The sequence below is a fragment of the Streptomyces palmae genome (assembly GCF_004684805.1).
In the GTDB taxonomy this organism is placed as follows: domain Bacteria; phylum Actinomycetota; class Actinomycetes; order Streptomycetales; family Streptomycetaceae; genus Streptomyces; species Streptomyces palmae.
The window spans coordinates 10,783-34,481 of record NZ_SRID01000003.1; the positions used below are offsets into that span (position 1 = coordinate 10,783).

The 23,699-nt window shown below is 72.9% G+C and carries 17 protein-coding genes; 12 read left to right on the forward strand and 5 right to left on the reverse strand.

Going from position 1 to position 23,699, the window contains the following annotated elements; translation table 11 throughout:
* Positions 1-62: 62 nt before the first annotated feature.
* The 11 genes from E4099_RS00845 (at position 63) to E4099_RS00895 (ending at position 13,057) form a co-directional block, all read left to right on the forward strand.
* Positions 63-1,160 carry a Gfo/Idh/MocA family oxidoreductase gene (locus E4099_RS00845; protein ID WP_167828248.1) on the forward strand — a complete coding sequence of 366 codons (1,098 nt, stop codon included), beginning with the start codon at positions 63-65 and terminating at the stop codon, positions 1,158-1,160.
* Positions 1,150-2,073 carry a sugar phosphate isomerase/epimerase family protein gene (locus E4099_RS00850; RefSeq protein ID WP_135336924.1) on the forward strand — a complete coding sequence of 308 codons (924 nt, stop codon included), beginning with the start codon at positions 1,150-1,152 and terminating at the stop codon, positions 2,071-2,073. Before E4099_RS00845 ends, E4099_RS00850 begins: the two co-directional genes overlap by 11 nt.
* Positions 2,070-3,542 (forward strand): M20/M25/M40 family metallo-hydrolase, encoded by a 1,473-nt coding sequence (locus E4099_RS00855; protein WP_135336925.1) that lies wholly within the window; start codon positions 2,070-2,072, stop codon positions 3,540-3,542. Before E4099_RS00850 ends, E4099_RS00855 begins: the two co-directional genes overlap by 4 nt.
* Positions 3,539-4,699 carry an Ldh family oxidoreductase gene (locus E4099_RS00860; RefSeq protein WP_135336926.1) on the forward strand — a complete coding sequence of 387 codons (1,161 nt, stop codon included), beginning with the start codon at positions 3,539-3,541 and terminating at the stop codon, positions 4,697-4,699. Before E4099_RS00855 ends, E4099_RS00860 begins: the two co-directional genes overlap by 4 nt.
* Positions 4,696-5,694, forward strand: coding sequence for a Gfo/Idh/MocA family protein (locus E4099_RS00865; protein ID WP_209446491.1), 999 nt, complete (start codon positions 4,696-4,698; stop codon positions 5,692-5,694). The genes E4099_RS00860 and E4099_RS00865 overlap by 4 nt, the downstream gene beginning before the upstream one ends.
* Positions 5,691-6,089, forward strand: a complete 399-nt coding sequence (locus tag E4099_RS00870) for a DUF6917 domain-containing protein (RefSeq protein WP_135336927.1) — start codon at positions 5,691-5,693, stop codon at positions 6,087-6,089. Before E4099_RS00865 ends, E4099_RS00870 begins: the two co-directional genes overlap by 4 nt.
* The gene (gene dxs / locus E4099_RS00875; protein ID WP_135336928.1) at positions 6,082-7,992 is read left to right on the forward strand and encodes a 1-deoxy-D-xylulose-5-phosphate synthase; all 1,911 of its coding nucleotides are present in this window, start codon (positions 6,082-6,084) and stop codon (positions 7,990-7,992) included. Before E4099_RS00870 ends, dxs begins: the two co-directional genes overlap by 8 nt.
* On the forward strand, positions 7,989-9,143 hold the full coding sequence (gene ispG, locus E4099_RS00880; RefSeq protein WP_135336929.1) for a flavodoxin-dependent (E)-4-hydroxy-3-methylbut-2-enyl-diphosphate synthase: 1,155 nt from the start codon (positions 7,989-7,991) through the stop codon (positions 9,141-9,143). Before dxs ends, ispG begins: the two co-directional genes overlap by 4 nt.
* A gap of 245 nt (positions 9,144-9,388) precedes the next feature.
* Positions 9,389-10,576: a DegT/DnrJ/EryC1/StrS family aminotransferase gene (locus E4099_RS00885; RefSeq protein WP_135336930.1), complete on the forward strand. Its 1,188-nt coding sequence runs from the start codon at positions 9,389-9,391 to the stop codon at positions 10,574-10,576.
* A 2-nt stretch (positions 10,577-10,578) separates the two neighbouring features.
* Positions 10,579-11,694 carry a DegT/DnrJ/EryC1/StrS family aminotransferase gene (locus E4099_RS00890; RefSeq protein WP_135336931.1) on the forward strand — a complete coding sequence of 372 codons (1,116 nt, stop codon included), beginning with the start codon at positions 10,579-10,581 and terminating at the stop codon, positions 11,692-11,694.
* Positions 11,695-11,794: 100 nt separating this feature from the next.
* Positions 11,795-13,057, forward strand: a complete 1,263-nt coding sequence (locus E4099_RS00895) for a nucleotide sugar dehydrogenase (RefSeq protein ID WP_135336932.1) — start codon at positions 11,795-11,797, stop codon at positions 13,055-13,057.
* Positions 13,058-13,265: 208 nt separating this feature from the next.
* Here the strand turns inward: E4099_RS00895 and E4099_RS00900 are convergent, their stop codons facing one another.
* The 5 genes from E4099_RS00900 to E4099_RS00920 all read right to left on the reverse strand — a co-directional run bounded on the left by E4099_RS00900 (position 13,266) and on the right by E4099_RS00920 (position 23,089).
* A complete protein-coding gene (locus E4099_RS00900; protein WP_135336933.1) occupies positions 13,266-14,210 on the reverse strand; it encodes an AfsR/SARP family transcriptional regulator in 945 nt (314 codons plus the stop codon).
* 229 nt (positions 14,211-14,439) lie between these two features.
* On the reverse strand, positions 14,440-15,138 hold the full coding sequence (locus E4099_RS00905) for a hemerythrin domain-containing protein (RefSeq protein WP_135336934.1): 699 nt from the start codon (positions 15,136-15,138) through the stop codon (positions 14,440-14,442).
* Positions 15,139-15,564: 426 nt separating this feature from the next.
* Positions 15,565-20,322, reverse strand: a complete 4,758-nt coding sequence (locus E4099_RS00910; protein WP_135336953.1) for a DNA repair ATPase — start codon at positions 20,320-20,322, stop codon at positions 15,565-15,567.
* Positions 20,323-20,396: 74 nt separating this feature from the next.
* A complete protein-coding gene (locus E4099_RS00915) occupies positions 20,397-22,457 on the reverse strand; it encodes an SPFH domain-containing protein (protein ID WP_135336935.1) in 2,061 nt (686 codons plus the stop codon).
* A gap of 47 nt (positions 22,458-22,504) precedes the next feature.
* Entirely contained in the window at positions 22,505-23,089 is a 585-nt protein-coding gene (locus E4099_RS00920; RefSeq protein WP_135336936.1) for a hypothetical protein, read from the reverse strand.
* A 134-nt stretch (positions 23,090-23,223) separates the two neighbouring features.
* On the opposite strand from E4099_RS00920, the gene E4099_RS33880 reads away from it, so the two are divergent.
* Positions 23,224-23,628, forward strand: coding sequence for a hypothetical protein (locus tag E4099_RS33880; protein WP_245244459.1), 405 nt, complete (start codon positions 23,224-23,226; stop codon positions 23,626-23,628).
* The last annotated feature ends 71 nt before the right edge of the window (positions 23,629-23,699 follow it).

The window sequence follows — 23,699 nt, forward strand, 5'->3', positions numbered from 1 at the left end:
CGCCCGGTCGAGGCGGGCGTAGCGTGGGCGCTCCACTCCGTGAATTCACCGAGGAGTTCCCGATGTTGCACACACTGCTGGTCGGGCTCGGCCGCTCCGGGCGAGAACTCCATCTGCCCGTGCTCCGCAGGCTTCGCCAGTCGGACCGCGAGGCGGGCGCGGGGGCCCTGTTCGCACCGGCCTCCCCCCTGGGCTACGACATCGCACCGCTGTCCGACGGCACGTCGGTGCCCGGACTGCTCACCGTGCCGTCGCCGGAGGCCGCCCGCACCCACCTCGACCCCGACACCACCGTCGTCCACGTCTGCACCCCGCCGACCGAGCGGGTGGAGGTCATCGCCGCCTTCGCCGAACTCGGCTTCCGCCGCTACCTGGTGGAGAAGCCGATCGGCACCGGCGCCGCGACCGTCGACGCGCTGCGGGACCTGCGCGACCGGTACGGGCTGCGGCTCGCGGTGGTCGCCCCGTGGCTGCACAGCGGCCTCACCGAGCGGCTGGAGCGGATCGTCACCTCCCGCGGCCTCGGTGGACTGCGCCGGATCACCATCCACCAGCGCAAGCCCCGGCTGCGCCGGTCCCTCGCCACACCCAGCCACCCCACCGCCTTCGACGTGGAACTCCCGCACTCGGTGGGAGTGGCGCTGCGGCTGGCCGGTGCGGCCCAGGTGGAGCGGGCGTCGTGGACCGACGCCCGGACCGACACCACCGTCATCCCGCGGATGGGCACCGCCGAACTCACCCTCCGCCACCACGGCGGGGCGGTGAGCCGTATCGCCACCGACCTCGCCTCACCCTTACGGGAGCGGAGCATCGTCCTGGACTTCGAGGCCGGCACCGCGGTCGGCCACTACCCGGTCAGCGGCGAGGACCCGTACGCGCACCTGCGGATCGCCCCCACCGGACGCCCCGAACGCCACGAGGTCTTCCCCGACGAGGCGCTGGACGCCTGTCTGCACCAGGTCTACCGGCGGTTCGCCGAGGGCGCCGACTTCACCGACGACTTCGAACTCCAGGCGCGGGTGGTCGACGTACTGGAGCGGGCCAAGCACCGCGCCGCCACCGCGGATCCAGCGGACCCCGCGAACAGCACGGCCGGCACGGCCGACGGATCCACGGCCGCCACCACCGCGACCGGAGAGGAACACCGCCATGTCGCCTGAAACCCAAGCCCCGCGGCCCGACGGACCCGGGCCCCTCCGCCTTCCCCCCGGCATCCGGCTGAGCGGCATCGGCGACGAGGCCGGAGCCCCGCTCGCCACCCAGATCGCCGCCCTCACCGCCCTCGGCTGGGACACCGTGGAGCTGCGGACCGTCGACGGCACCGCGCTGGCCGACCTCGACGAGGCCGCCTTCGAGCGGACCGCCGCGGAACTCGCCGCCGCCGGACTCGGCGTCACCTGCGTCGACTCCCGGATCGCCAACTGGGCGCGCCCGATCACCGGGGACTTCGAGCTCGACCTGCGCGAGCTGGAGATCCTCGCCACCCGCTGCGCTCGGCTGGGCACCGACCGGATCCGCGTGATGTCCTACCCCAACGACGGCCTGCCTCAGGACCGCTGGCGGGCCGAGGTGCTCGCCCGGATGACCGAACTCGCCGCCCGCGCCGAGGACGCCGGTCTGGTGCTGCTCCACGAGAACTGCGCCGGCTGGGCGGGCACCCGCGCCGACCGGATGCTGGAACTCCTCGACCGGGTCGCCAGCCCGGCGCTGAAACTCCTCTACGACGTCGGCAACGGAGTGGCGTACGGCTACGACGCCTACGACCTGCTGCCCGAGATCGCCCCGCACATCGCACATGTGCACATCAAGGACGCCACGGGCACCGCCGAGGACGTGCGCTACACCCTCCCCGGGCACGGCGTCTGCCGGGTCTCCGACGCCCTGCGGCTGCTGCTCGACCACGGCTACACCGGGGTGTGGTCGATCGAGCCGCATATCAACGTACGCCCGCACGAGTCGATCGCCCTGTCCGGCGACGAGGTGCTGGGCGCCTTCATCGCCTACGGCCAGGAGCTGGAGCGGCTCGCCGACCGGCTGGCCACGGCTGCCGAGGGCCGCGAGGTGGCGGTATGACAGCCCCCCGCCCCACCCTCGGCGCGCCACCCGGCACCGCGCCCGGCGGCCGGGACGGCGCCCGCGCCGCGGGGCGGGTGGCGCTGCTGCCCGCCGAGCGCCGACTCCTGCTGGACCTCATCGAGCTGCGCACCGCGGGACCGCTGGAGACCGGCGCCGAGGGGCCCCGCCCCCAGCTGTGGGAGGCGCAGCGCGCCTTCGCCGAGGCCGCCGCCGCGATCGGCTTCGGCACGGTGCACCACGCCGCCCCCGACCCCCGCGTGCTGGACCGCGAGGGGGTGCCGGAAACCGTCCGCGAGGCGGCGGCCACGATGCCGGACTTCCTCGCCTGCCAGCCCAGCATGGTGCTGCGGCTGGGCCCCGCCCTGCCGACCGAACGCACCGTGATGTTCAACGTCCACCTCGACACGGTGGCGGGCTGGGAGCCCCCGGCCTACCGGGACGGCCGCTTCCACGGCCGCGGCGCCATCGACGCCAAGGGCCCGGCCGTCGCGCTCCTGGCCGGGCTGCGGCAGGCGGTCGCCACCGTGCCCGGCCTGGGCGAGACCACCGGTGTCCTGGTGCAGCTGGTCTCCGGGGAGGAGGGCGGCGCGATGGGGGTCTTCGGCACCCGCCCCCTGGTGGAGGCCGGCCACACCGGGCGGATCAACATCTTCTGCGAGCCCACCCGTTCCCGGCTGGTGCCCCGGTCCACCGCCGCCGCCACCGCGCAGATCTCCGTCGCGGGCACCGACTCCATCGACGACATGCCCGGCGGCGGGCACAACGCCACGGTGCTGCTGGGCTTCCTCGCCCAGCACCTCGCCGAGCGGCTGCCCGGGCGGGTCGACGGCGGCCGGGTCTGCGTGGCCGGACTGCACACCGGGGACCTGCACAACAAGGTGTACGGCAGCGGCCGGCTGCTGCTCAACCTCGCCTACGGCACCACCGCCGCCGGGAGCGCTCTCCAGGCGGAGTTGGAGCGCGAGCTGCACGCCGGCCTCGCCGCCTTCACCGAACGCTTCGCCGACCAGGCGGACTTCGCCCGGACCGCCACCGAGGCCGACCGCGTCACCGCCCTGCGGTGGCTCAAGCGCGGACTGCCCGCCCTCGACGACCAGGACCCCTGGGCCGAGCGGCTGCTGGGCCGCACCGCGGGGCTGCCCTACGCCCCGCCCACCGACCCGGCGTGCACCTGCGACGCCATCTGGATGCACGGGGTGCCCGGCGCCTACACCGCGGTCCTCGGCCCCGGCGACCTGGACGCCAACAACGCCCACGCCGACGGGGAGTACGCCGACATCGAGGACCTCGAAGGGTTCGCCACCTCGGTCGCCGCCTTGCTGCGGCACTTCACCCGCGAGGCCGCCGGCCACGCCGAGCGGCACTCCGGCCCGTACACCGCGCACGATGCCGGCACCCGCGGCGCCCAGCCCACCGAACCGCACCCCACACCGCGTCTCGCCCAGTCCATGGACGGATCATCATGACGACCACCCTTCCCACACCAGCCACCCACGACGCCGCCGAAGCCCCCGTGCGGGTTTCCCACGACCGACTGCTCACCTTCGCCACCGGGGTGTTCACCGCCCGCGGCCTGCCGCCGCACCGCGCACACCGCGCCGCCGAGGCCCTGATCTACGGGGACCTGGCCGGCATGCGCTCGCACGGCCTGGCCAACCTCACCCGGCTCTACCTGCCGCTGCTCGACCAGAAGCGCGCGGTGCCCGACGCCGAGCCGGAGGTGCTCGCCGACCGGGGCGCCTCGGTGCTCCTCGACGCCCACCAGGCGCTGGGCCTGTGGCAGGCGGGCGAGGCCCTCGACCTCGCCGCCGAGCGGGCGGCCGAGTACGGGGTGGGGCTGGTGTCGGTCCGCAACGCCACCCACTTCGGCTGCGCCGGACACCACACCCTGAGGATCGCCGAGCGCGACATGGTGGGCATCCTCGCCTCCAACTGCGGCGGGCAGCGGATAGCCAGGCCGCCGGGCGGGCGGTGCGCGATGCTCGGCACCAACCCGATGAGCATCGCCGCCCCCGCGGGCCCCGGACTGGCGCCGTTCGTCCTCGACATGAGCACCACCGCGGTCCCCACCGGGAAGATCCGCGAGGCCGAACGGGCCGGCCGGACCATCCCCGAGGGATGGATGGAGGACGCCGAGGGGCACCCGGTCACCGACCCCGGCGCGCTCGACCGGGGAGAGGGCTTCCCGCTCTGGCTCGGCGGACGCCCGGAGACCGGCGCCTACAAGGGGTACGGCCTCGCGCTGCTCGTCGAGGTGCTCGCCGCCCTGGTGCCGGGCGCCGGTCTCGGCCCCGCCGCCGAGGCGCACGCCGGCACCGGCGGGCCGACCGGACGCGACGACGACATCGGCTTCCTGGCCCTGGTCGTGGCACCCGGGGCACTCCGCCCCCTCGACGGCTTCCTCGGCCAGGCCGGCGGGATGTTCCAGGCCCTACTCGACTGCCCACCGCAGCGCGAGGGGGTGCCGGTCGCCTACCCCGGCACCCGCGAGGCCGCCCTGATCGCCGAGGGACACCGGGCCGGCGTGGCACTCACCCCGGCCCTCTACAACGAGGTCCGCACCGTCGCCGAGACCCTGGGCATCCCGGCGCCGGCACCGCGGACCGGGGGAGAAGACCTGTGACCGGACACCACAGCACCCTGCGGATCGGCATCGTCGGCCTCGGCGTCATCTCACGCTTCTACGTGGCCGCCTTCGAGGAGGTCGACGGCGTGGAACTGGCCGCCGTCTGCGACCTGCGCCCCGACGCCCTCGCCCCGTTCCAGGGGCGCGCGGCCTGCTACACCGACCACCGGACGATGATCGCCGAGGCGGAGCTGGACGCGGTGGTCGTCAACGTACCCAACGACGTGCACGCCCAGGTCTGCGGCGACCTGCTCGCCGCCGGCCTCCCGGTCTGCGTGGAGAAGCCGCTGGCCACCCGGGTCGAGGACGGCCGGGCGCTGGTCCGCGCCGCGCGCAACGCCGACCTGGTCCTGTTCACCTCCTTCCACCGCCGCTACAACGACAACGCCCTCGCCCTGCTGGAGCGGGTGCGGGAGCACGGATCCCCCATCGAGTCGCTCACCGTGCGCTACCTGGAGACGATCGAGGAGCACGCCGGCACCGACCACTGGTACCTGGACCCCGAGCGCTGCGGCGGCGGCTGCGTCGCCGACAACGGCCCCAACGCCTTCGACACCGTGCGCCAGTTCATCGGCCCCACTCAGGTGACGGCCGCGGCCGTGGTCCGGGACCGGGACGGCATCGACCGGCAGGCCACCGTCCAACTGCGCTCGGCCGCCGGCGCCACCGCACAGGTCCTGCTCGACTGGTCCTACCCGGGCGAACGGAAGGACATCGAGGTCACCCTCGCCGACGGCACCCACCTGGCCGCCGACATGCTCGGCGGCCACCAGGGCTTCAAGCAGTCGCTCTGGCACGAGTACGCCGGGGTGCTGCGCGAGTTCGCCGACGCCGTACGGTCCGGCGAGGACCGCGCCGCCGGCGGGATCGCCGCCCTGGAACTGGTCGCCGACGTCTACCGGCGGGAGGCCGAGGCCCGCCCCGGGTACGGCGCGGACTCCGCCCGAACCCAGCCGCGCCAGGCGGCGCCGACCACCGGAGCCCGGTCGTGAACCCGGCGGAGGACGGCGCCAAGCGCCCGGTCTTCGGCAGCCTGGTGAAGGTCCTCGTCCACCGCCGGGAGGACCGCGGCATGGTGCTGGAGGAGTACGCCAGCCGCTGCGTGCGCCGGGAGGAGATCCACGAGCTGGTCACCACCGACCAGCACGACCCCACCCCCGGCGCCGTCGTCGACCGGGTCGGCTTCCTCGGCTTCGTGGAGATCGAGTCCGGCGGCGTCATCGACCGCGGCGACGAGGTACGGATCGACGGGCAGCTCGTCGGCACCGTCCTGGGCTTCGACGCCTGCCACTTCCCCAACCACTACAACGTGCTGATCGCCGTCGACCGCACGACCACCGGCCCGGACCTCGGGCTCAAGCCGACCATGGGGGTGTGCTTTGGCTAGGCCGCTGCTCGAGAACGTCACCGGGCCCGAGAGCATACGGAACCTCAACGTCGCCCAACTCGACCAGCTCGCCGTGGAGATCCGCGACTTCCTGGTCGAAGCGGTGACCCGCACCGGCGGCCACCTCGGCCCCAACCTCGGCGTGGTCGAACTGACCCTCGCCCTCCACCGGGCCTTCGACTCCCCGCGGGACCGCCTGCTGTGGGACACCGGCCACCAGGCGTACGTCCACAAACTGCTCACCGGGCGGAAGGACTTCTCCCGGCTGCGCAGCCGCGGCGGGCTCTCCGGATACCCCAGCCGGCAGGAGTCCGAGCACGACATCATCGAGAACAGCCACGCCTCCACCGCGCTCAGCTACGCCGACGGCATCGCCAAGGCCCACCGGCTACGCGGCCGCACCGACCGCCATGTCGTCGCGGTGATCGGCGACGGCGCCCTCACCGGCGGCATGGCCTGGGAGGCGCTCAACAACATCGCCGCCGCCAAGGACCTGCCGCTGGTCATCGTGGTCAACGACAACGGCCGCTCCTACGCCCCCACCAGGGGAGGGCTCGCCGACCACCTCACCACCCTGCGCACCACCCGCGGCTACGAGCGGTTCCTCCAGTGGGGCAAGGACCGGCTGCGCGACCGCCCCATCGGCGGCCCGATCTACGAGGCGCTGCACGGCGCCAAGAAGGGGCTGAAGGACTTCGTCGCCCCGCAGGGCCTCTTCGAGGACCTGGGCCTGAAGTACGTCGGACCCGTCGACGGGCACGATGTGCAGGCGATGGAGACCGCGCTGCGCCGCGCCAAGTCCTTCGGCGGGCCGGTCATCGTCCACTGCATCACCCGCAAGGGCCACGGCCACGCCCCCGCCGAGGCCCATGAGCTGGACCGCTTCCACGCCATCGGCGCGGTGAAGAGCGGCGCCGCCGCCCCCGCCGGACCCTCCTGGACCTCGGTCTTCGCCAAGGAGATCGTCTCGGTGGGGGCCGAGCGCCCGGACGTGGTGGCGATCACCGCCGCGATGCTCCAACCGGTCGGCCTCGACGGCTTCGCCGACGCCTACCCCGACCGGGTCTTCGACGTAGGGATCGCCGAGCAGCACGCGGTGACCTCGGCAGCCGGCCTCGCCATGGGCGGCCTCCACCCGGTGGTCGCGGTGTACGCCACCTTCCTGAACCGCGCCTTCGACCAGGTCCTGATGGACGTCGCCCTGCACCGCTGCCCGGTCACCTTCGTCCTGGACCGGGCGGGCGCCACCGGGAACGACGGGCCCAGCCACAACGGCATGTGGGACCTGTCCTTCCTCCAGGTCGTCCCCGGCCTGCGGATCGCCGTGCCGCGCGACGCCGGCCGGCTGCGCCGCCAACTGCGGGAGGCGCTGAAGGTCTCCGACGCGCCGACCGTGGTCCGCTTCCCCAAGGGCACCGTCGCGCGGGACGTGGAGCCGGTCGCCACCATCGCCGGAATGGACGTCCTGGCCCGCCCCGCGCCCGGTACCTCCCCCGAGGTGCTGCTCGTCTCGATCGGGGCGATGGCGGACGTCGCCCTCGCCACCGCCGAGCGGCTCGCCGCCGAGGGGGTCGGCACCACCGTGGTGGACCCCTGCTGGGTCAAGCCCGTCAACCCGGCCCTGGTGCGGCTCGCGGCGGAACACCAACTGGTCGTCACCGTCGAGGACAACGGCCGGGTCGGCGGCGTCGGTACCGCCATCGCCCAGGCGGTCCGGGACGCGGGCGTGAACACCCCGGTCCAGGTGCACGGCCTGGCCCAGAAGTTCTTCGACCACGGGAGCCGCGCCGAAGTCCTCGCCGAATCCGGCCTCACCGCCGCCGACCTGGCCCTCGCCATCAGCATGGAGAACAGCGGTACGCCGGCGCCCACCGGCGTACCCCGACTGAAGGATGTCTCGTGACCGCCGTTTCCCTGGGAACACCGTCCGTCCCGGCGCGGCTGGCCCCGCGTCGCGCCAGCCGCCAGATCCATGTGGGACCGGTCGCCGTCGGGGGCGACGCGCCGATCTCGGTGCAGTCCATGACGACCACCCTGACCGCCGACGTCAACGCCACCCTGCAGCAGATCGCGGAGCTGACCGCGGCCGGCTGCCAGATCGTACGGGTCGCCTGCCCCTCCCAGGACGACGCCGAAGCGCTGCCGCAGATCGCGAAGAAGTCCAAGATCCCGGTGATCGCGGATATCCATTTCCAGCCCAAGTACGTCTTCGCCGCGATCGACGCCGGATGCGCGGCGGTGCGGGTCAACCCCGGGAACATCCGGGCGTTCGACGACAAGGTGAAGGAAATCGCCAAGGCCGCTTCCGACGCCGGCGTCCCGATCCGTATCGGGGTGAATGCCGGATCGCTCGACAAGCGGCTGCTGGAGAAATACGGAAAGGCGACACCGGAGGCGCTGGTGGAATCGGCGCTGTGGGAGTGCTCGCTCTTCGAGGAACACGGTTTCCGGGACATCAAGATCTCGGTGAAGCACAACGACCCGGTGGTGATGGTGAACGCCTACCGGCAGCTCGCCGCCCAGTGCGACTACCCGCTCCACCTCGGGGTCACCGAGGCCGGCCCGGCCTTCCAGGGCACCATCAAGTCGGCGGTCGCCTTCGGGGCGCTGCTCAGCGAGGGGATCGGCGACACCATCCGGGTCTCGCTGTCCGCGCCGCCGGCCGAGGAGGTCAAGGTCGGCGCCCAGATCCTGGAGTCGCTCAACCTGCGGCAGCGGCGCCTGGAGATCGTCTCCTGCCCGTCCTGCGGACGCGCCCAGGTGGATGTGTACAAGCTGGCCGACCAGGTCACCGCGGGGCTGGAGGGCATGGAGGTGCCGCTGCGGGTGGCGGTGATGGGCTGTGTGGTCAACGGTCCCGGTGAGGCGCGCGAGGCCGACCTGGGCGTGGCCTCGGGCAACGGCAAGGGGCAGATCTTCGTCAAGGGCGAAGTGATCAAGACCGTCCCGGAATCCCGGATCGTGGAGACCCTCATCGACGAGGCGATGAAGATCGCGGAGGAGATGGAGCGCAACGGGGTCGCCTCCGGATCCCCGGTCGTCACGGCCGCCTAGCGGACCCGACAGGCCCCTCCCGGAGCCGGCCGCACCGACCCCGGGAAGGGCCTGCGCAGCCGAAACCGCCCCTGGCGCGACGCATGTCGGGCCAGGGGCCGCGCCGTATCCGGCCGCACCCGGCCGGAAGGCGGTGCGCACCGCCGCATGACCCGTGACTGCCAGTCGGGTCCGGTCGTTCCGCGTCGACCCGGCAATTTCTTGTCCGTAGCGGCGGAACAGCGCTCTTTCGTAGCGTCATCGCCATGCCGACCACGCCAACCGAGAAATCCAGCCCGCCCGTTCCGTTCTTCGACCAGTCGCAATCCTTCAAGGAACTCTGGCCGCTCCTCGACCGGCACATCGACGACGTATTCGACCGCGGGAAGTTCTCACACGGCCGGAAAGTCGCGGAACTGGAACGGGCCATCGCCGAATACACCGGCGCCCGGCACGCCGTGGCCGTCAACAGCGGCACCGACGCCCTGGTCATCCTGCTGCGCGCGGCCGGCATCGGCCCCGGCGACGAGGTGATCGTCCCCACCTTCACCTTCTTCGCCTCCGCCTCCGCGGTGAGCATGACGGGCGCCACCCCGGTCTTCGCCGACATCACCGCGGACGGCGACTACGGCATGGACGCGGCCAGTGCCGAGGCGGCGATCAGCGAACGCACCCGCGCCATCATGCCGGTCCACCTCTTCAGCCAGCCCGCCGACATGGCCGCCCTCACCGCGCTCGCCGAACGCCGCGGACTGACCGTGCTGGAGGACAGCGCCGAAGGCATCGGGATGCGCTGGGACGGCACCCACGCCGGGCTCCTGGGGGCCGGCGGGGTCCTCTCCTTCTTCCCCACCAAGACCCTGGGCGCGCTCGGTGACGCCGGGATGATCCTCACCGACGACCCGAAGATCGCCGAACAGGCCGGTGTGCTGCGCCACCACGGTCGGATGGGCAAGACCATCGACCACATCGCGGGGATCTCCAACCTCTCCGGGATCTCCGGCACCAACAGCAAGATGGACGACGTCCAGGCGGCCGTGCTCATGGCCAAGTTGAGCCGCCTCGACCAGGACATCGCCCGCCGCCGGGAGCTGGCCGAGGCCTACACCGAGCGGCTCACCGGCGCCGACGGCGTCACCGCGGTGCCCCGGCTGGTGGCCCGCGAGGTCCCCGTCGACCCGGTCTTCTACGTCTACCTCATCGAGGTGGAGCGGCGTGACGAGCTCGTCGCCCACCTCGCCGCCCGCGGGATCGGCACCGAGACGTACTACCCCAGGCCGCTGCACCTCCAGCCCGTCTACGCCGACCGCCCCGGCCATCGGCCCGGCGCCTTCCCGCACGCCGAGGCCGCCTGCGAGCGCACCCTCGCGCTCCCGCTCTACCCGGACCTCGACGAGGCCGGCGTCGACACCGTGTGCTCCGCGATCTCCGACTTCTACGCCGGGAGGCAGTGACGATGACCATCCCGTTCTTCCCCCCGGACCTCTTCGAGCAGGACCGGCGGGCCTTCAAGGAGCTGCTGTACGAGGTCGGCACCGACCCGGAGCAGAAGTTCATCCTGGGCCGGCGCACCGCCGAGCTGGAGGACGAGCTGCGCGCCAGCACCGGCGCCGAGCACGTCATCGCCTGCTCCAGCGGCACCGGCGGCCTCAACCTCGCCGTCCAGGCGCTCGGTGTCGGCCCGGGCGACGAGGTGATCGTGCCCGCCTTCTGCTGCCAGCCGGTGGCGAGTTCGGTCGCCAACCTCGGTGCCACCCCGGTCTTCGCCGACGTCGACCCGCACACCATGGTCATCGACCCGGACTCCGTCGAGAAGCTGATCACCGAGCGCACCCGGGCCGTGATGCCCGCCCATGTGTTCTCGATCATGGCCGACATGCCGCGCATCAACAAGATCGCCCGAGCCCATGGCATCAAGGTCATCGAGGACGCGGCGGTGGCCGAGGGCGCGGTGCTGGACGGGGTCCCCTCCGGTCGCTGGGGCGACCTGGGCGTCTTCTCCTTCTTCCAGGTCAAGGCGTTCGGCACGGCCGGTGAGGGCGGCGTGGTCCTCACCGACGACCCCGAGCTGGCCCGTACCGTGCGCATGCTCCGCAACCACGGCCAGGACGGCGTCAACCGCTTCCTGCACCACCGGATCGGCCAGAACAGCCGGTTCGACGAGATCCTCGCCGCCTTCCAGCTCCACCGGCACGCAGGATTCGAGGACCGGCTGGAGCGGCGGGCGCGGATCGCCGACTACTACACCGAACGCTTCGCCCCGCTCGCCGACCGCGGCGTCCTCGCCCCGCCGGCCGGCCGCAACGGGCGCTGCTACTACGTCTACTCCCTGCTGGTCCGGCGCCGGGGCGACCTGCGCTCCTGGCTGATCGAGAAGGGCATCGGCAGCCACGTCTACTACCCGGTGCCGCTGCCCCGCCAGCCCGCCTTCGCCGCCTGGGCCCCGCAGGGCGCCGAGTGGCCCGGCGCCCAGTACGCCAGCGACCACAACCTCGCCATCCCGATCTGGCCGCACCTCAGCGACGAGCAGGTGACCTACATCGCCGACTCGGTCTGCGAGTTCTTCGACTGAGCCGCGCCCCGCACCGAGCGGCTCCGCCGAACCGCCGGCCAACCGACCCAGCACCAGCGCGTCCCGTCCCAGCACGTCGTTACGGGTTGAGGAGATCCGGATGACCACCAAACTTGTCGTCATAGGCCAGGGTTACGTCGGTCTGCCGCTGGCCGTCGCAGCAGCCGAGGAGGGATTCCACGTCGTCGGCTACGACATCGACGAACGGCGGGTGAAGAAGCTCGCGGTCGGCGAGTCCTATGTGGGGGACATCCCCGCGGAGCGGCTGCGCGCCATCCTGGACCGGGGGACGTACCGCCCCAGCATCGACCCCGATGACGTCGAGGGCTTCGACATCGCCGTCATCACCGTGCCCACCCCGCTCCACGAGGGTGTGCCGGACCTGTCCTTCATCGAGTCGGCCGGCGAGCTGCTCGCCTCCCGGCTGCGCCCCGGCGCCACCGTGATCCTGGAGTCGACCAGCTACCCGGGGACCACCGAGGAGGTGCTGGCGCCGCTGCTCCACAAGGGCTCGCTGCTGGAGCCCGGCACCGACTTCCACCTCGGCTACAGCCCCGAGCGCATCGACCCGGGCAACACCCGGTGGACCTTCGAGACCACCCCCAAGGTGGTCTCCGGGATCGACGACCGCTCGCTGGCGAAGGTACGGGGCTTCTACGAGCGGATCGTCGCGGAGGTGGTGGTCGCCCCCTCGCCGCGCGTCGCGGAACTGGCCAAGGTCATGGAGAACACCTTCCGGCACGTCAACATCGCGCTGGTCAACGAACTCGCCACACACGCCGAGGGGATCGGGGTCGACGTCTGGGACGCCCTGGACATCGCCTCCACCAAGCCCTTCGGCTTCATGCGCTTCACCCCGGGACCCGGCGTCGGCGGCCACTGCCTCCCGGTCGACCCGCTCTACCTCTCCTGGAAGGTGGAACGCACCCTCAGCAAGCGGTTCCGGCTGGTCGAACTCGCCGACGAGCTGAACAACCAGATGCCGGAGTACGTGGTCCGCCGGCTCACCCGGGGCCTGGACCGCCGCCGGCAGACGGTCACCGGCGCCCGCATCCTCATCCTGGGGCTGGCGTACAAGGCGAACACCGGTGACGTGCGGGAGTCCCCGGCGCTGCCGATCGCCCGGATGTTCATCGAGGCGGGCGCCACGGTACGGGCCGCCGACCCGCATGTCACCGAGAGCCCCGACATCCCGGGGCTGACCCGGGTCGACCTCACCGCGGAGGAACTGCGCGAGGCCCACGCGGTGCTGGTCGTCACCGACCACGACGCCTTCGACTACGACCTGGTGGCCGCCGAGGCGCGGTACGTCTTCGACTGCCGCCACCGGATCGCCGCCGCGGAGCACATCGAATCGCTGTGAGCGCGGCACGGGACGCGGTGGCCGCCGTGGCGCCGTACGGGCCGGCGGCCCCGCACCCGGTTCCGGCGCGGGACACCGCCGGCACCGGTGCGCCGCGAGCCGCGCTCAGGGTCGCGGTACACCGCCGCGCCCGGGCGGCAAAACCGGCCGCGGCGGACCGGCGGCGCGGCCGGGGCGCTACCGGCCGGGGTCGGCGGTCCCTCCCCGGCTAGCTTCCCCAGCTACTCCTGGGGGTGCCCCCAGGGTGCCCTCCGGGGGCGCTTCCGGGGTGTCCCCAGGAGGTGCCACCATCGCCGGCGAACATCCCCGGTCCGCCCTGGCACCGGGCGCCGGCCGCCTCGGCGCGGCTCGCCAGGTCCAGGACCGAATCGGGGCCCGCGGGGGTGTCGATCACCGGGTCGCAGGCGAGGACCGCCTGGTGGAGGCTGTGGATCCGGGGCGAGGGTTCCAGTCCCAACTCGTCGTGCATCACCCGCCGCAGCCGCTGCGCCACCTCCAGCGCCTGGGTGCGGCGCCCGGACCGGTAGAGCGTCACCATCAACTGTGCGTGCAGGTACTCCTGCGTCGGATACATGGTGGTGAGCGCGCTCAGCTCGCCGATGAGGTCATGGTGGCGGCCCAGCCGCAGATCGGCGTCGATCCGCTGCTCCTGGACGCTGATCCGGTCCTCCTCCAGACCGACCAGATGGGCCCGGAGCACCGGGCCGACCTGGACGTCGGAGAGGGCCGACCCCTGCCACATCCGCAGGGCGCGGCCGAGCAGCTCGGAGGCGGCGGCGTCGTCCTGGTGCAGTTGGACCCGGCCCTGGCGGACCAGCGCGGTGTAGGCGTTGACGTCCAGCTCGTCGCTCCGGACGACCAGCAGGTAGCCGCCGTCACGCGTCTCCAGCACGCGCCGGGCCGCCTGCAGACTGCCGATCTGCGGAATCCTCCCCAGCGCGCGGCGCAGCTGCAGGACGTAGGACTGGATCGTGGACAGGGCGGAGTTCGGCGGGGCGTCCTCCCACAGTTCCTCGATACAGGTGCGGGTGGAGACGACCTGGTTGGCATTGAGGAGGAGAAGGGCGAGCAACTGGCGTTGTTTGGGGGCTGTTGGCGTATAGGAACGCCCCTGCTCGCTGACCTGAAGAGGTCCAAGGACGGCGAATTCCATGGTGTACTCGTACACCTTCCAGGCAAGCGTGGTGAAAGTCTCCGGATGAGGCGCTGTATCGGCGGTCACAAGGCGAACAGGTGCCGAGATGGCGAGAGTCTAGGTCTACTCCTGACGGACCTTCAACTGGTTGAGTTAAGAAGCATTACTTCCGTTTACACCGTCCGCGGATCGGAACAGGGGCCCCGGGTGTGCGGCGGACGCACTCCCGCCGCACGGCGCGGGCGACTCAGGCGGTGACCGCGGGCCGCCAGCGGTGCCGCTGCTCGTAGCGCGGGCGCCACCGGGTGTGGAAGGCCAGCCGGCGCGCCACCGGCAGCAGCCGCAGGGCCTCCCGGTGGGTGGTGTCGGAGGCCCCGTCGAGCAGCCACGGGTAGAACTCCGCGGCCCAGTCGGCCCCCAGCTGCCGCCGCTGCTCGCGCTCGAAGAGCGCCCACTCCCGTGCCGAGACCGCCGACATCGCCAGCGGCAGCACCTCCGCCTCCTCGCGGTCGAGGTGGGCGAGGAGGAATACGCAGAAGTCCTCGGTGCTCCGCCGCAATTCACGGCCATCGGCCGCGGCGAGAGCGCGGTCCACCTGTTCGGTCAGGGGGTGGAGCCGGTTGTGGTCGTCCTCCATGGCATCCAGGGACCGGGTGTGCCGGGAATCGATCCGGGGATTGGCCCGGACCGCCGGCCACAGCACGATGTCCTCGGCCAATTGGTGCATGGTCAGATAACGCCTGAACGTCTCCCATCCGGCGCGGATTCCCGATAAGTCGTCCGTTTCCCCGCCGGTCGGGGTGCCGTTCCCGTCCGCCGCTCGCTCGGTCAGGTCCCATACGGCCGACATCAGCAGTGCCACATCCCGCCGGAGGGCGTCATGGAGGGCGGTGATCATCGTCAGGCGCGTTTGGAGGTGCGGGCGCGGTGTCGCGTTGGCACTCAAAGCTGGCTCCTCGCAGGGGTGGGTACACGGGACGGCGACCGTGCGGCATGCGGCGGCGAGCGGCGGTGCGGCGAGCGGCGATGGATCCAGGCTCGCGTGAAGAAGGTGCGGGGAGGATCAGAGAGAACGGCGAAGGTTCGGTGCAGATTGCTCCGAAACCCCGGGAAAAGTATCCGCCCTCTCACTCTCCGGTGCAAGTTGTTCCGAAGTTCGGGGCAGGGTGATCCGCCGCGCCGCGGTGCCCGCACGGCGGCGCGGCGACGGGTGCGGGGGAGGGCCCGGCCGCACCACCTCGGCGATCCGGGCGGCCGACCGCCCGGGAAGGGCCGCGTCGTCGCGCGGCGGAGGGCCCGGGCGGCCCGGCTCCCCGGCCGAGCGAGCCGGGCCGGCCCCTGGATCCCGGGCCCGCGTGCCGTTCGACCTGCGCTAGTTGTGGGTGAGCGAAGCCTTCACCTCGTGCCACCGTCGCGCCTGCTCGGGGCCGAGGGTCCCGCGCAGCTCGGCCAGTTTGAGGAGGTTGGCCTCGGCGTCCCGGGTGAGGGTCTGCGCCTCCCCGAGGTAGTGGTCGTCGATCAGGGCTTCCACCTCGGCGGTGTTCATCATGGGCAGGATGCGTTCGGCGAGCCTGTTGGTGTTGCGGTACGAGCCCTGGAGCCGGAAGGGCGGTTCGGTGCGCGAGGAGTCGTCCTGCGTGGCGGAGGCGATGTACGCCCGGTTGACGGCGAGCACGGTCTCCTGGACATGGAGCAGGGTGCTCAGGACGGACAGCACCTGCTCCAGTTCGGCGGGGGAGTACGGGTGGCCGAGCCGGTCGGCCCGTACCGAGTCCTCGCCCCGCGCCATGCGGACCAGGAGGGGGATGTCGGCTCGGTCGCGGGCGGCGAGGGGCGCCAGGACCGGGTTGGCGGTGAGGGCGTTCTCGATGTGGCTGAGGGCGAAGAGGTCCTCCTTGCCGTTGAGCACGTCGCCGAGGTTCCACACATCGGCCCGGTTGGCGAGCATGTCCGGGATCCGGAAGAGGCGGCCCGACTCGGTGTAGGGGTTGCCGGCCATGCACACCGCGAACCGCTTGCCCCGCAGGTCGTAGGTGCGCGCCTGGCCATCGCGGACGCCCTCCATACGCCGCCCGGCATCGCACAGCGGGATGAACTTCTGCAGCAGTTCGGGGGCGGTGTGCTGGATGTCGTCCAGGTGGAGGAGGACGTTGCCGCCCATCGCGAGGGCGAGGTTGATCTTCTCGACCTCGCGGCGGGCGGCGGCGTCGGGTGCGGCGGCCGGGTCCAGGGAGACGGTGCGAGGGCCGAGCGCCGGGCCGTCGACCCTGACGAAGAACAGTCCGAGGCGGGCGGCGACGTACTCCATGAGCGTGGTCTTGCCGTAGCCGGGCGGCGAGAGCAGCAGGAGCAGCCCCTGGTTGTCGGTGCGGCGGCCTTCCCCGGCCGCACCCATCTGCCGGGCGAGGTTGTCGCCGACGAGAGGCAGGTAGACCTCGTCGACGAGGAGGTTGCGGACGAAGGCGGACATGACCTGGGGCCGGTGGGCGTCGAGGTCCAGCCGTGCGCGTTCGGCGGCAAGCAGCTCCTCGCGCCGCCGTGTGCAGGCGCGGTGGGCGGGGACGCGGTGGCGGCGGAAGCGCGCGGTGCGGGCCAGGATCTCGTCGAGCCGCAGGTCCAGGCTGCCGTCCTCGGAGATGAGCGGATGCGTGCCCAGCAGTCCGCCGACCCGGGTGGTGAGCGGCCGGTCGACGCCGCGCCGTTCGATCGCCTCCCCGCACAGCTCGATCGCCAGGGCTTCGGGCAGGTCGAGGGCCGAGTACGGGGCGTCGGCGGCCGGTGCCGCCCGGACGTGCCCGCTCAGCCAGGCGTGCAGCAACTGGTGTCGGCCGCCCAGGTCGTCGAGCGCCCGCAGCTCCTCGGCCAGCTCCTTCACCGCTGCCGCGTGCTCGCCGCCCAGCGCGGCGCGGAACCCGGCGAGCAGTCGGCGGGCGGGCCCGCTGGTCGCGAACCGCGGGACCTCGGCGGCCGCCAGCTCCTCGAACAGGTAGGCGCCGATGTCGCGGCGGTCCTCTCCGGGCGCCGGCAGGTCCGGGACGGCGGCGTGCAGGAAGTCGGCGGCGCGGTCGGCGAGTTCGCCGACGAGGTCCTCGATCGCCGGTACGGGCCCGAAGGTTCCGCGGGCCCGGCCCAGGGAGCGGGCGCGCAGGGACCAGCGCGTACGGGCGCGGTCATCGGGGCCGTGGGCCCAGAAGATCTGGGCCGCCGCCCGGACCTCGGGGAGGTAGCGGAGCAGCCCGGCGTCCGAGCGCAGGCGCAGCAGCGCGCTGAGGATGGCGGCGGCGTCATGGTCGTGGACCCCGCGGTCGTACCCCTCGTCGTAGCGGGACTCGGCGGCCCGGCGGACCTCGCCGAGCAGTTCGGCCTGGTCCGCCCCGGTCAGCGCGTCCGGCGTCGGTCCGGGTTCGCCCGCCTCGGCCCGGGCCAGCAGGCTCGCCGCCAGGTGCTCGGCCCGGTAGACCTCGGGGGACTCGGAGACCAGCGGCTGGTCCCACAGCGCCCGGTGGGCGGCCAGGGCGGGGTCGGTCACCGGTGCGCGGTAGTCGGTCCCGGTGATCGTGAAGGCCAGGGTGCCGTCATGCGGGACCAGGGCCAGTTCGAGGGGCTGGGTGTTGACCGCGAAGCGGTGCCGCCCGAGCCGCACGGTGCCGTCGGTGTCGTACAGCTCGGAGCGGTCGCGCAGGGCCCGGTCGGCCTCCTGGCGCGCGGCCTTCAGCCTGCCGTCGAGTTCGTCGGCGCGTCCGGTCTCGCCCAGGTCCCTCAGCTCGGCGGCGGCGGCCCGGACCTTGGCGACCAGCGGGTCGGAGGCGAAGTAGGTGGCGCTCGCCTCCGGGGAGGACAGCGCTGCGGCGCGGCGGGAGACGGCGGCCATGACCCGCTGGGCCGAGTCGGCGATCCGCCGCGCGTGCCGGGCTCGGGTGTCGAGCTGCTGCTGCTTGCGGGCGGAGAACGCCGCGTGGATCTCCTCGCGCTGGGCGGCGGTCCGCTCCCTGCGGGCTTCGGTGGCGCCGAAGCGCGCCTCCAGGCTCTCCACCTGCAAAAGCAGCCGGCCCAGTTGCTCGTCGCACTCCTCGGGCGTGGCGGCCGCGGCCAGCGCGCCCGCCACCGACTGGCCGAGCAGGGCGAGTTCGGCGGCGAACTCGGCGCGGTCCTCCGCCTCCCGGAGTGCGCGGCGGCGGGCGTCCAGGGTGGCGCGGGCCCTGTTGACCGCGCCGAGGACCTCGCCGGCGCGGGCGAGGACCTGGGTGCGCACGGTCGCGTCGGTCAGCTCCAGCGAGGCGATGACCTCGGTGACGGCGCGGAGCCGGTCGGCGTGTCCGCTGATGCGCTCCCCGACCGGGGCGGCCTGTGCGACGGTGGTGATCCGGGCCGCCTCGTCGGCGAGCGCGGCGACGGCCTGGCCGATGCCGGCGAAGGCGTCCTCGCCGCTGAGGAAGGCCGCCGCGCGGCGCCCGGCCGCGGCGAGGTCCTCGGCCAGTTCCGCGGTGAGCGCCTCCAGCCGCGCCAGGTCCAGGTACCGGATCTCGCGCAGGGTCTCCAGGCGCCCCTGCTCCTGGCGCAGCTCGGCGAGCCGGTCCGCCCAGCCTTCGGCGTCATCGGGCTGTTCGCCGCGGATCCGGCGGACCAGCGCGGTGACGCGGGCGCCCGCCTCCGCCAGGGCGTCGGCGGCCTGCCGCCGCAGCGCGGTGACCCGCCGGAACTCCTCGATGACCTGGGCGGCGGTGGCCCGCAGCGTGTCCGCGGGCTCCGCGAGCGAACCCAGCGCGGGGTCGGTCAGCCAGGGGTAGCCGTCACCGACGCGGGTGGCGGCGGTGGTGATCGCCGTGAAGACGGCCTCGGTGGGCGTCAGGTCCTCGGCCATTCGCGCCAGGGAGAGGCAGTCGGAGATGCCGCGCACCAGCTCGGCGTCGCCGATCCGGGCGAGCGGACCGGTCGCGGCGGGCGGCACCGCCGCCTGGGTCTCGGAGACGTACGGGGTCGCCCACAACTGGAGTGGGTGCAGGCGGGCGGGGTCGGCGGAGGGCGCGCGGAGGACGGCGAGGGTGCCGTCGTCGAAGAGCGCCCAGCCGTCCGCGGCGATGGGGGCGGCGGCCTCCTCCCGGATGACGTCGTACGGCAGCAGCAGGCTTCGGCCCCGCGCGGGCGCGTGGAAGGCGTACAGCACGCTTCCGCCGTTGGGCGCCGCCAGGGTCCGGTCGAAGGCCAGGCCGGTGATGTCGGTGTCAAAGGTCCTGGCGGTGCCGGCGACCGGGTAGTAGCCACCGGGGAAGACGATGCCCTGGCCCTGGGGGAGGCGGCGGCAGCCGTGGCCGATGCCGTCGACGCGGCGCACCTGGCCGGTACGGGTGTCGCAGACCAGGTGCCGCCAGGCGGTCTCGTTGTAGGGGCGGACACGCAGCAGGAGGAGCGGGCCGATCCGGGCGTGGGCGACCTCCGCGTCGGCCAGGGACTGCCGGGCGTCCTCCACCGGTTCGCTGTGGACGCCCTCGCCGGTCTCGGTGTCGTCCTCGGTCTTGACGGTCAGCCGGCCGCCGACGGTGGAGACGTAGACGGCGTCGTCGATCCGGATGTGCGGGTGCCGGCCGCGCACATGGTCCTCGCGGGTGGCCGCGGTCCAGGTGAAGTCGTGTGCCGGCGCACTGGTGTGGTCCCGTTCGCCCTTGTCGTCGAGGTACGCCGGGGTGCCGTCGGCGGCGATCCGCCAGCGCAGCACGCGGATGTCGGTGAGCCGCTCGCCGGTCTGGAAGACGGCGAGCAGATACGGGCCGGTGCGGCGCAGCCGGAGCAGGCGAGCGGCGCGGTAGTAGCGGTGCAGGTCGGTGAAGTCCCGTCGGAACGCGGGGTCGTCCAGCAGTCCGGGCACGGCGTCGAGCCCCGCCCGCTCGATGCCGCCGTCCCCGCGCCGGTAGAGCGCGAAGACGTCCGCCACCTCGGTGACCGCGCCGGAGGCGGGGGCGAACCCGAACAGCAGCAGCCCGCCGATCTGCACGAGGTCCCGAGGGACGACCGGCGCTTCGGTGTGGAGACTGCCGGCGCCGGCCAGGCCCAGCTCGCCGCCCCCGAAGGTCTGCGTCCGCCGCGCGTCGAGGGCGCGCGCCCGCTCGGCCAATTCCCGGGCCGCGCCGACCATCCGGTCGCGCAGCACCTCGTACGTCCCTGCCTCGGGCCCGGCCTGCGCACCCCGCCCGGCCTGCTCCGCCACGCTCAGGCCTCCTTCGCGCCGCGCGCACCGTCCAGCGGCGCCGGGGCCGGCGCCGGGTCCGGTGCGACCGGGTCGGCCGGCCGGGTGCCGCCGAGGCCGGCGGCCCGTGCGGAGGCGAGCAGGCCCTCCAGCGCGCCCGCCGCCGGCCCCTCGGCCGCCCCCGGCCGGGTCAGTGCGCCCGCCAGTGCCAGGTCGCGGACACCGGCCGCGCCCAGACCCCCGACCATCGCGCCCAGATCCCTGGTGAAGGTGGAGGCGTCCTTGTCCAGCCAGGGACCGGCCATCGCCTGGACGGTCTCGGAGCGGTCGACGAAGGCGTCGACCCCCTTGCCGAGCGCGATGGAGTTCACCAGCCGGTCGAAGAAGACGCTCTCGCCGCCCACGATGTCGATCTTCGCGTTCTCCAGTCCGGTGGCCAGCACGGTGGCCTGGGCCTCGGCGACCTGCCGCTGGACGTCGATCCCGGCCAGCCGGATGTCCTTCTCCGCCTCCAGTCGGAGCCGGAACTCCTCGTGATCCCGACTGGTGGCGTCCAACGCGGCCATGGCCGCCGCCTTCTCGGTCAGCCCCTCGGCCTCCGCCTTCAGCTTCTCGCGCAGCCCGTCGGCCCCGGCGAGCGCCTTCTCCTTCTCCACCCCCGCCTCGGCGCGGCCGACCTTGGTGATGGCCTCGGCCATCCGCTCCTGGACCTCCGCCTCCGCGAGCCCGGCGGCGGCGGTCTCCGCGCGCTTGCCCTCGGCGAGCCGGACGGCGGACTGCGCGTCCAGGTCGGCGGCCTTGCGCCGCGCCTCGGCCAAGGTCAGCTCCCGCGCCGCCTGGTGGTGTGCGGCCTGCTCCGCGGCCTCGGCCGCCTTGATGTCCTTGACCAGGCGCTCCTGCGCCTCGGCCTCGGCGCGGATGATCAGGGCCTGGCGGTCGCGCTCGGCTTCCTCCACCGTGCGCAGCTTCTTGATCTCCTCCTCCTGCGCGGCGACGGTCCGCTCCACCGCGATGCGCTCGCGGACGACGTCGGCGATCTCCCGCTTCTCCGCCTCGACCTCCTTGTCCGCCGCGATGCGCCTCAGCTGGGTCTCCCGGTCCCGGGCGATGACCTCCAGCAGCCGGTCCTTCTCGATGCGCTCGTTCTCGATGGCGATGACGCGTTCGCGGTTCTTCTGCGCCACCGCGATCTCGCGCTCGCGGTTCTCGTTCTGGATGCCCAGCGCCTCCTCGGTCTTCAGGTGGGCGCTGTGCGCGCGCAGCCGCTCCTCGGCCTGGACACGCGCGGTCTCGGCCTCCTCCCTGGCGCGTACCGTCTCGATCTCCCGCTGCTGCCTGATCTCGGCGTCGGACTGCCTGCGCTGAAGCTCCAGGACCGCCTCCCGGGCCTCGACGTTCTGCCGGGTGATCTCCTTCTCCTCGGTGCGCTGGTACTCGTTGGTGCGCACATGCTCGATCGCCGTCAGCTCGGTGATCTTCCGGATCCCCTGGGCGTCGAGGATGTTGGCGGCGTCGAGCTGGTTGAGCGGGGTCTGCTCCAGGTAGTCGATGGCCGCGTCCTCCAGGCTGTACCCGTTGAGGTCGGTGCCGATGACCGCGATGATGCGGTCCCGGAACTCGTCCCGCTTGGTGTACAGGTCGGCGAAGTCCAGTTGCTTGCCGACCGTCTTCAGCGCCTCGGAGAACTTCGCGTTGAACAGCTCCTGGAGGGTGCGCGGGTCGCTGGCGCGGGCGGTGCCGATCGCCTGGGCGACCTTCACCACGTCCTCCGCGGTCTTGTTGACCCGTACGAAGAAGGCGATGCGGATGTCGGCGCGGATGTTGTCCTTGCAGATCAGGCCCTCCCGGCCGGTGCGGCCGATCTCGATGGTCTTCACCGAGATGTCCATGACCTCGGCCTTGTGCAGCACCGGCATCACCACCGCGCCGGTGAAGGTCACATCGACCTTCCGGTACTTGGACACGATCAGCGCCTGGCCCTGCGGCACCTTGCGGTACAGCCGGGTGACGGTCAGGAAGAGCACGAGCACGATGAGCAGGACGACGGCGACGAGCACGCCGATGCCTACGGCGATGGCATCCATGTGGCGATCCCTTGGTAGGACGGGATGTGAGAGAGGGAGAGGGGAGGTCAGCCGACCGGGCGGTAGGGGTCCAGCGCACTGTCGAAGCGCGCGACCCGGAAGAACTCCCCGTCGGCGTCGTAGTGGAAGATGAGCGCGCGCGAGCCCGCCATGAGCCCCGGCTCGTCCGTGCGGACCTGGACGATCGCGGAGGACCCGTCCTCGGCGGTGACCTCGGCCTGCCCGAAGTCGGGCCCGACCCGTCGGGTGCGGATCACACAGGTACGGCCCACGAAGTCCTCGCGCGAGGGGCTGCGTTCAGGCGGCAGCAGCAGCCGGCCGAGTCGCCGCTGGATCCCCATGCCGAGCCAGGCCGCGCCCAGCGCGGCGGGGAGCACGGCCATCCGCAGCCACGGCCGGTCGGTCAGGGAGGTGCCGAGCAGGCTCACGAACCAGGCAATGAGCACCCCGATCGAGACCAGTACCGCGACCGGGACACCGGCGGCCCCGGCGTCGACGCCATCTCCCCCGTCGAAGGCGTCTGCGCCGGCGCCGCCCAGCAGCACCAGTAGCCAGAATCCGGCCACGATCAGCAGCGCGAAACTGAACAGGACCGCCGGGAAACCCAGCGCCGAGCGTATGAAGTCGCCCATCGTTCCGCCCCCCGTTCCGCGCTTGGTGCGCCGCCATGGTGGCATCACAGGGGGGTGATCGACATTGCCGGTTTCCGGCAATCTTTATGCGTCCTTGACGTCCCGTTAATGGGCGCCGCGACACGACCACGCTGGTGCGCGAGCGGCTGAGCCGGGCCGCCGTGAACGCGGCGCTGCGCGACCTGGACCTGGCGCAGTCGGTGAAGAAGAAGCGGGTCGGCGTCTACCTGGCTGAACCCATGCTCGCTGTCTACCTCTCCGCCGAGGACGCCATCGCGGCCGTCAAGGCGATGCCGAAGAACGAGCGCCTGAACGGGTCCGGCTTCGTGGAGCGCTACCGGAAGGCCGTGGCGGGCGTGCGGCTGGGTGCTGGCGAGGGCCGGCTGGCGTGGCCCCGGCTGGGGCGCCGGTGCTGCCGCTGGAGCGGGCGCTGGACGCGGCCGAGCAGCCGGGGTGCGGCTGTGTGCTCGCTGTGCGGCGCGGCCGCGGAACTGGACCCCGTCCTCAAGGACTTCGAGCAGGGCTTCGGCGAGCAGTAACCGGTGGCGCCGGGACGGCGTTGAACACGGCACGCGTGCATGGACATCCGATCCCCACGGACACGCGAGCG

What these genes read in the sequence shown, in the direction of transcription:
- E4099_RS00845 (WP_167828248.1), top strand. Translation starts at nt 63, where the DNA reads ATGTTGCACACACTGCTGGTCGGGCTCGGCCGCTCCGGGCGAGAACTC.
- E4099_RS00850 (WP_135336924.1), top strand. Translation starts at nt 1,150, where the DNA reads ATGTCGCCTGAAACCCAAGCCCCGCGGCCCGACGGACCCGGGCCCCTC.
- E4099_RS00855 (WP_135336925.1), top strand. Translation starts at nt 2,070, where the DNA reads ATGACAGCCCCCCGCCCCACCCTCGGCGCGCCACCCGGCACCGCGCCC.
- E4099_RS00860 (WP_135336926.1), top strand. Translation starts at nt 3,539, where the DNA reads ATGACGACCACCCTTCCCACACCAGCCACCCACGACGCCGCCGAAGCC.
- E4099_RS00885 (WP_135336930.1), top strand. Translation starts at nt 9,389, where the DNA reads ATGCCGACCACGCCAACCGAGAAATCCAGCCCGCCCGTTCCGTTCTTC.
- E4099_RS00890 (WP_135336931.1), top strand. Translation starts at nt 10,579, where the DNA reads ATGACCATCCCGTTCTTCCCCCCGGACCTCTTCGAGCAGGACCGGCGG.
- E4099_RS00895 (WP_135336932.1), top strand. Translation starts at nt 11,795, where the DNA reads ATGACCACCAAACTTGTCGTCATAGGCCAGGGTTACGTCGGTCTGCCG.
- E4099_RS00900 (WP_135336933.1), bottom strand. Translation starts at nt 14,210, where the DNA reads ATGGAATTCGCCGTCCTTGGACCTCTTCAGGTCAGCGAGCAGGGGCGT.
- E4099_RS00910 (WP_135336953.1), bottom strand. Translation starts at nt 20,322, where the DNA reads ATGGTCGGCGCGGCCCGGGAATTGGCCGAGCGGGCGCGCGCCCTCGAC.
- E4099_RS00915 (WP_135336935.1), bottom strand. Translation starts at nt 22,457, where the DNA reads ATGGATGCCATCGCCGTAGGCATCGGCGTGCTCGTCGCCGTCGTCCTG.
- E4099_RS00920 (WP_135336936.1), bottom strand. Translation starts at nt 23,089, where the DNA reads ATGGGCGACTTCATACGCTCGGCGCTGGGTTTCCCGGCGGTCCTGTTC.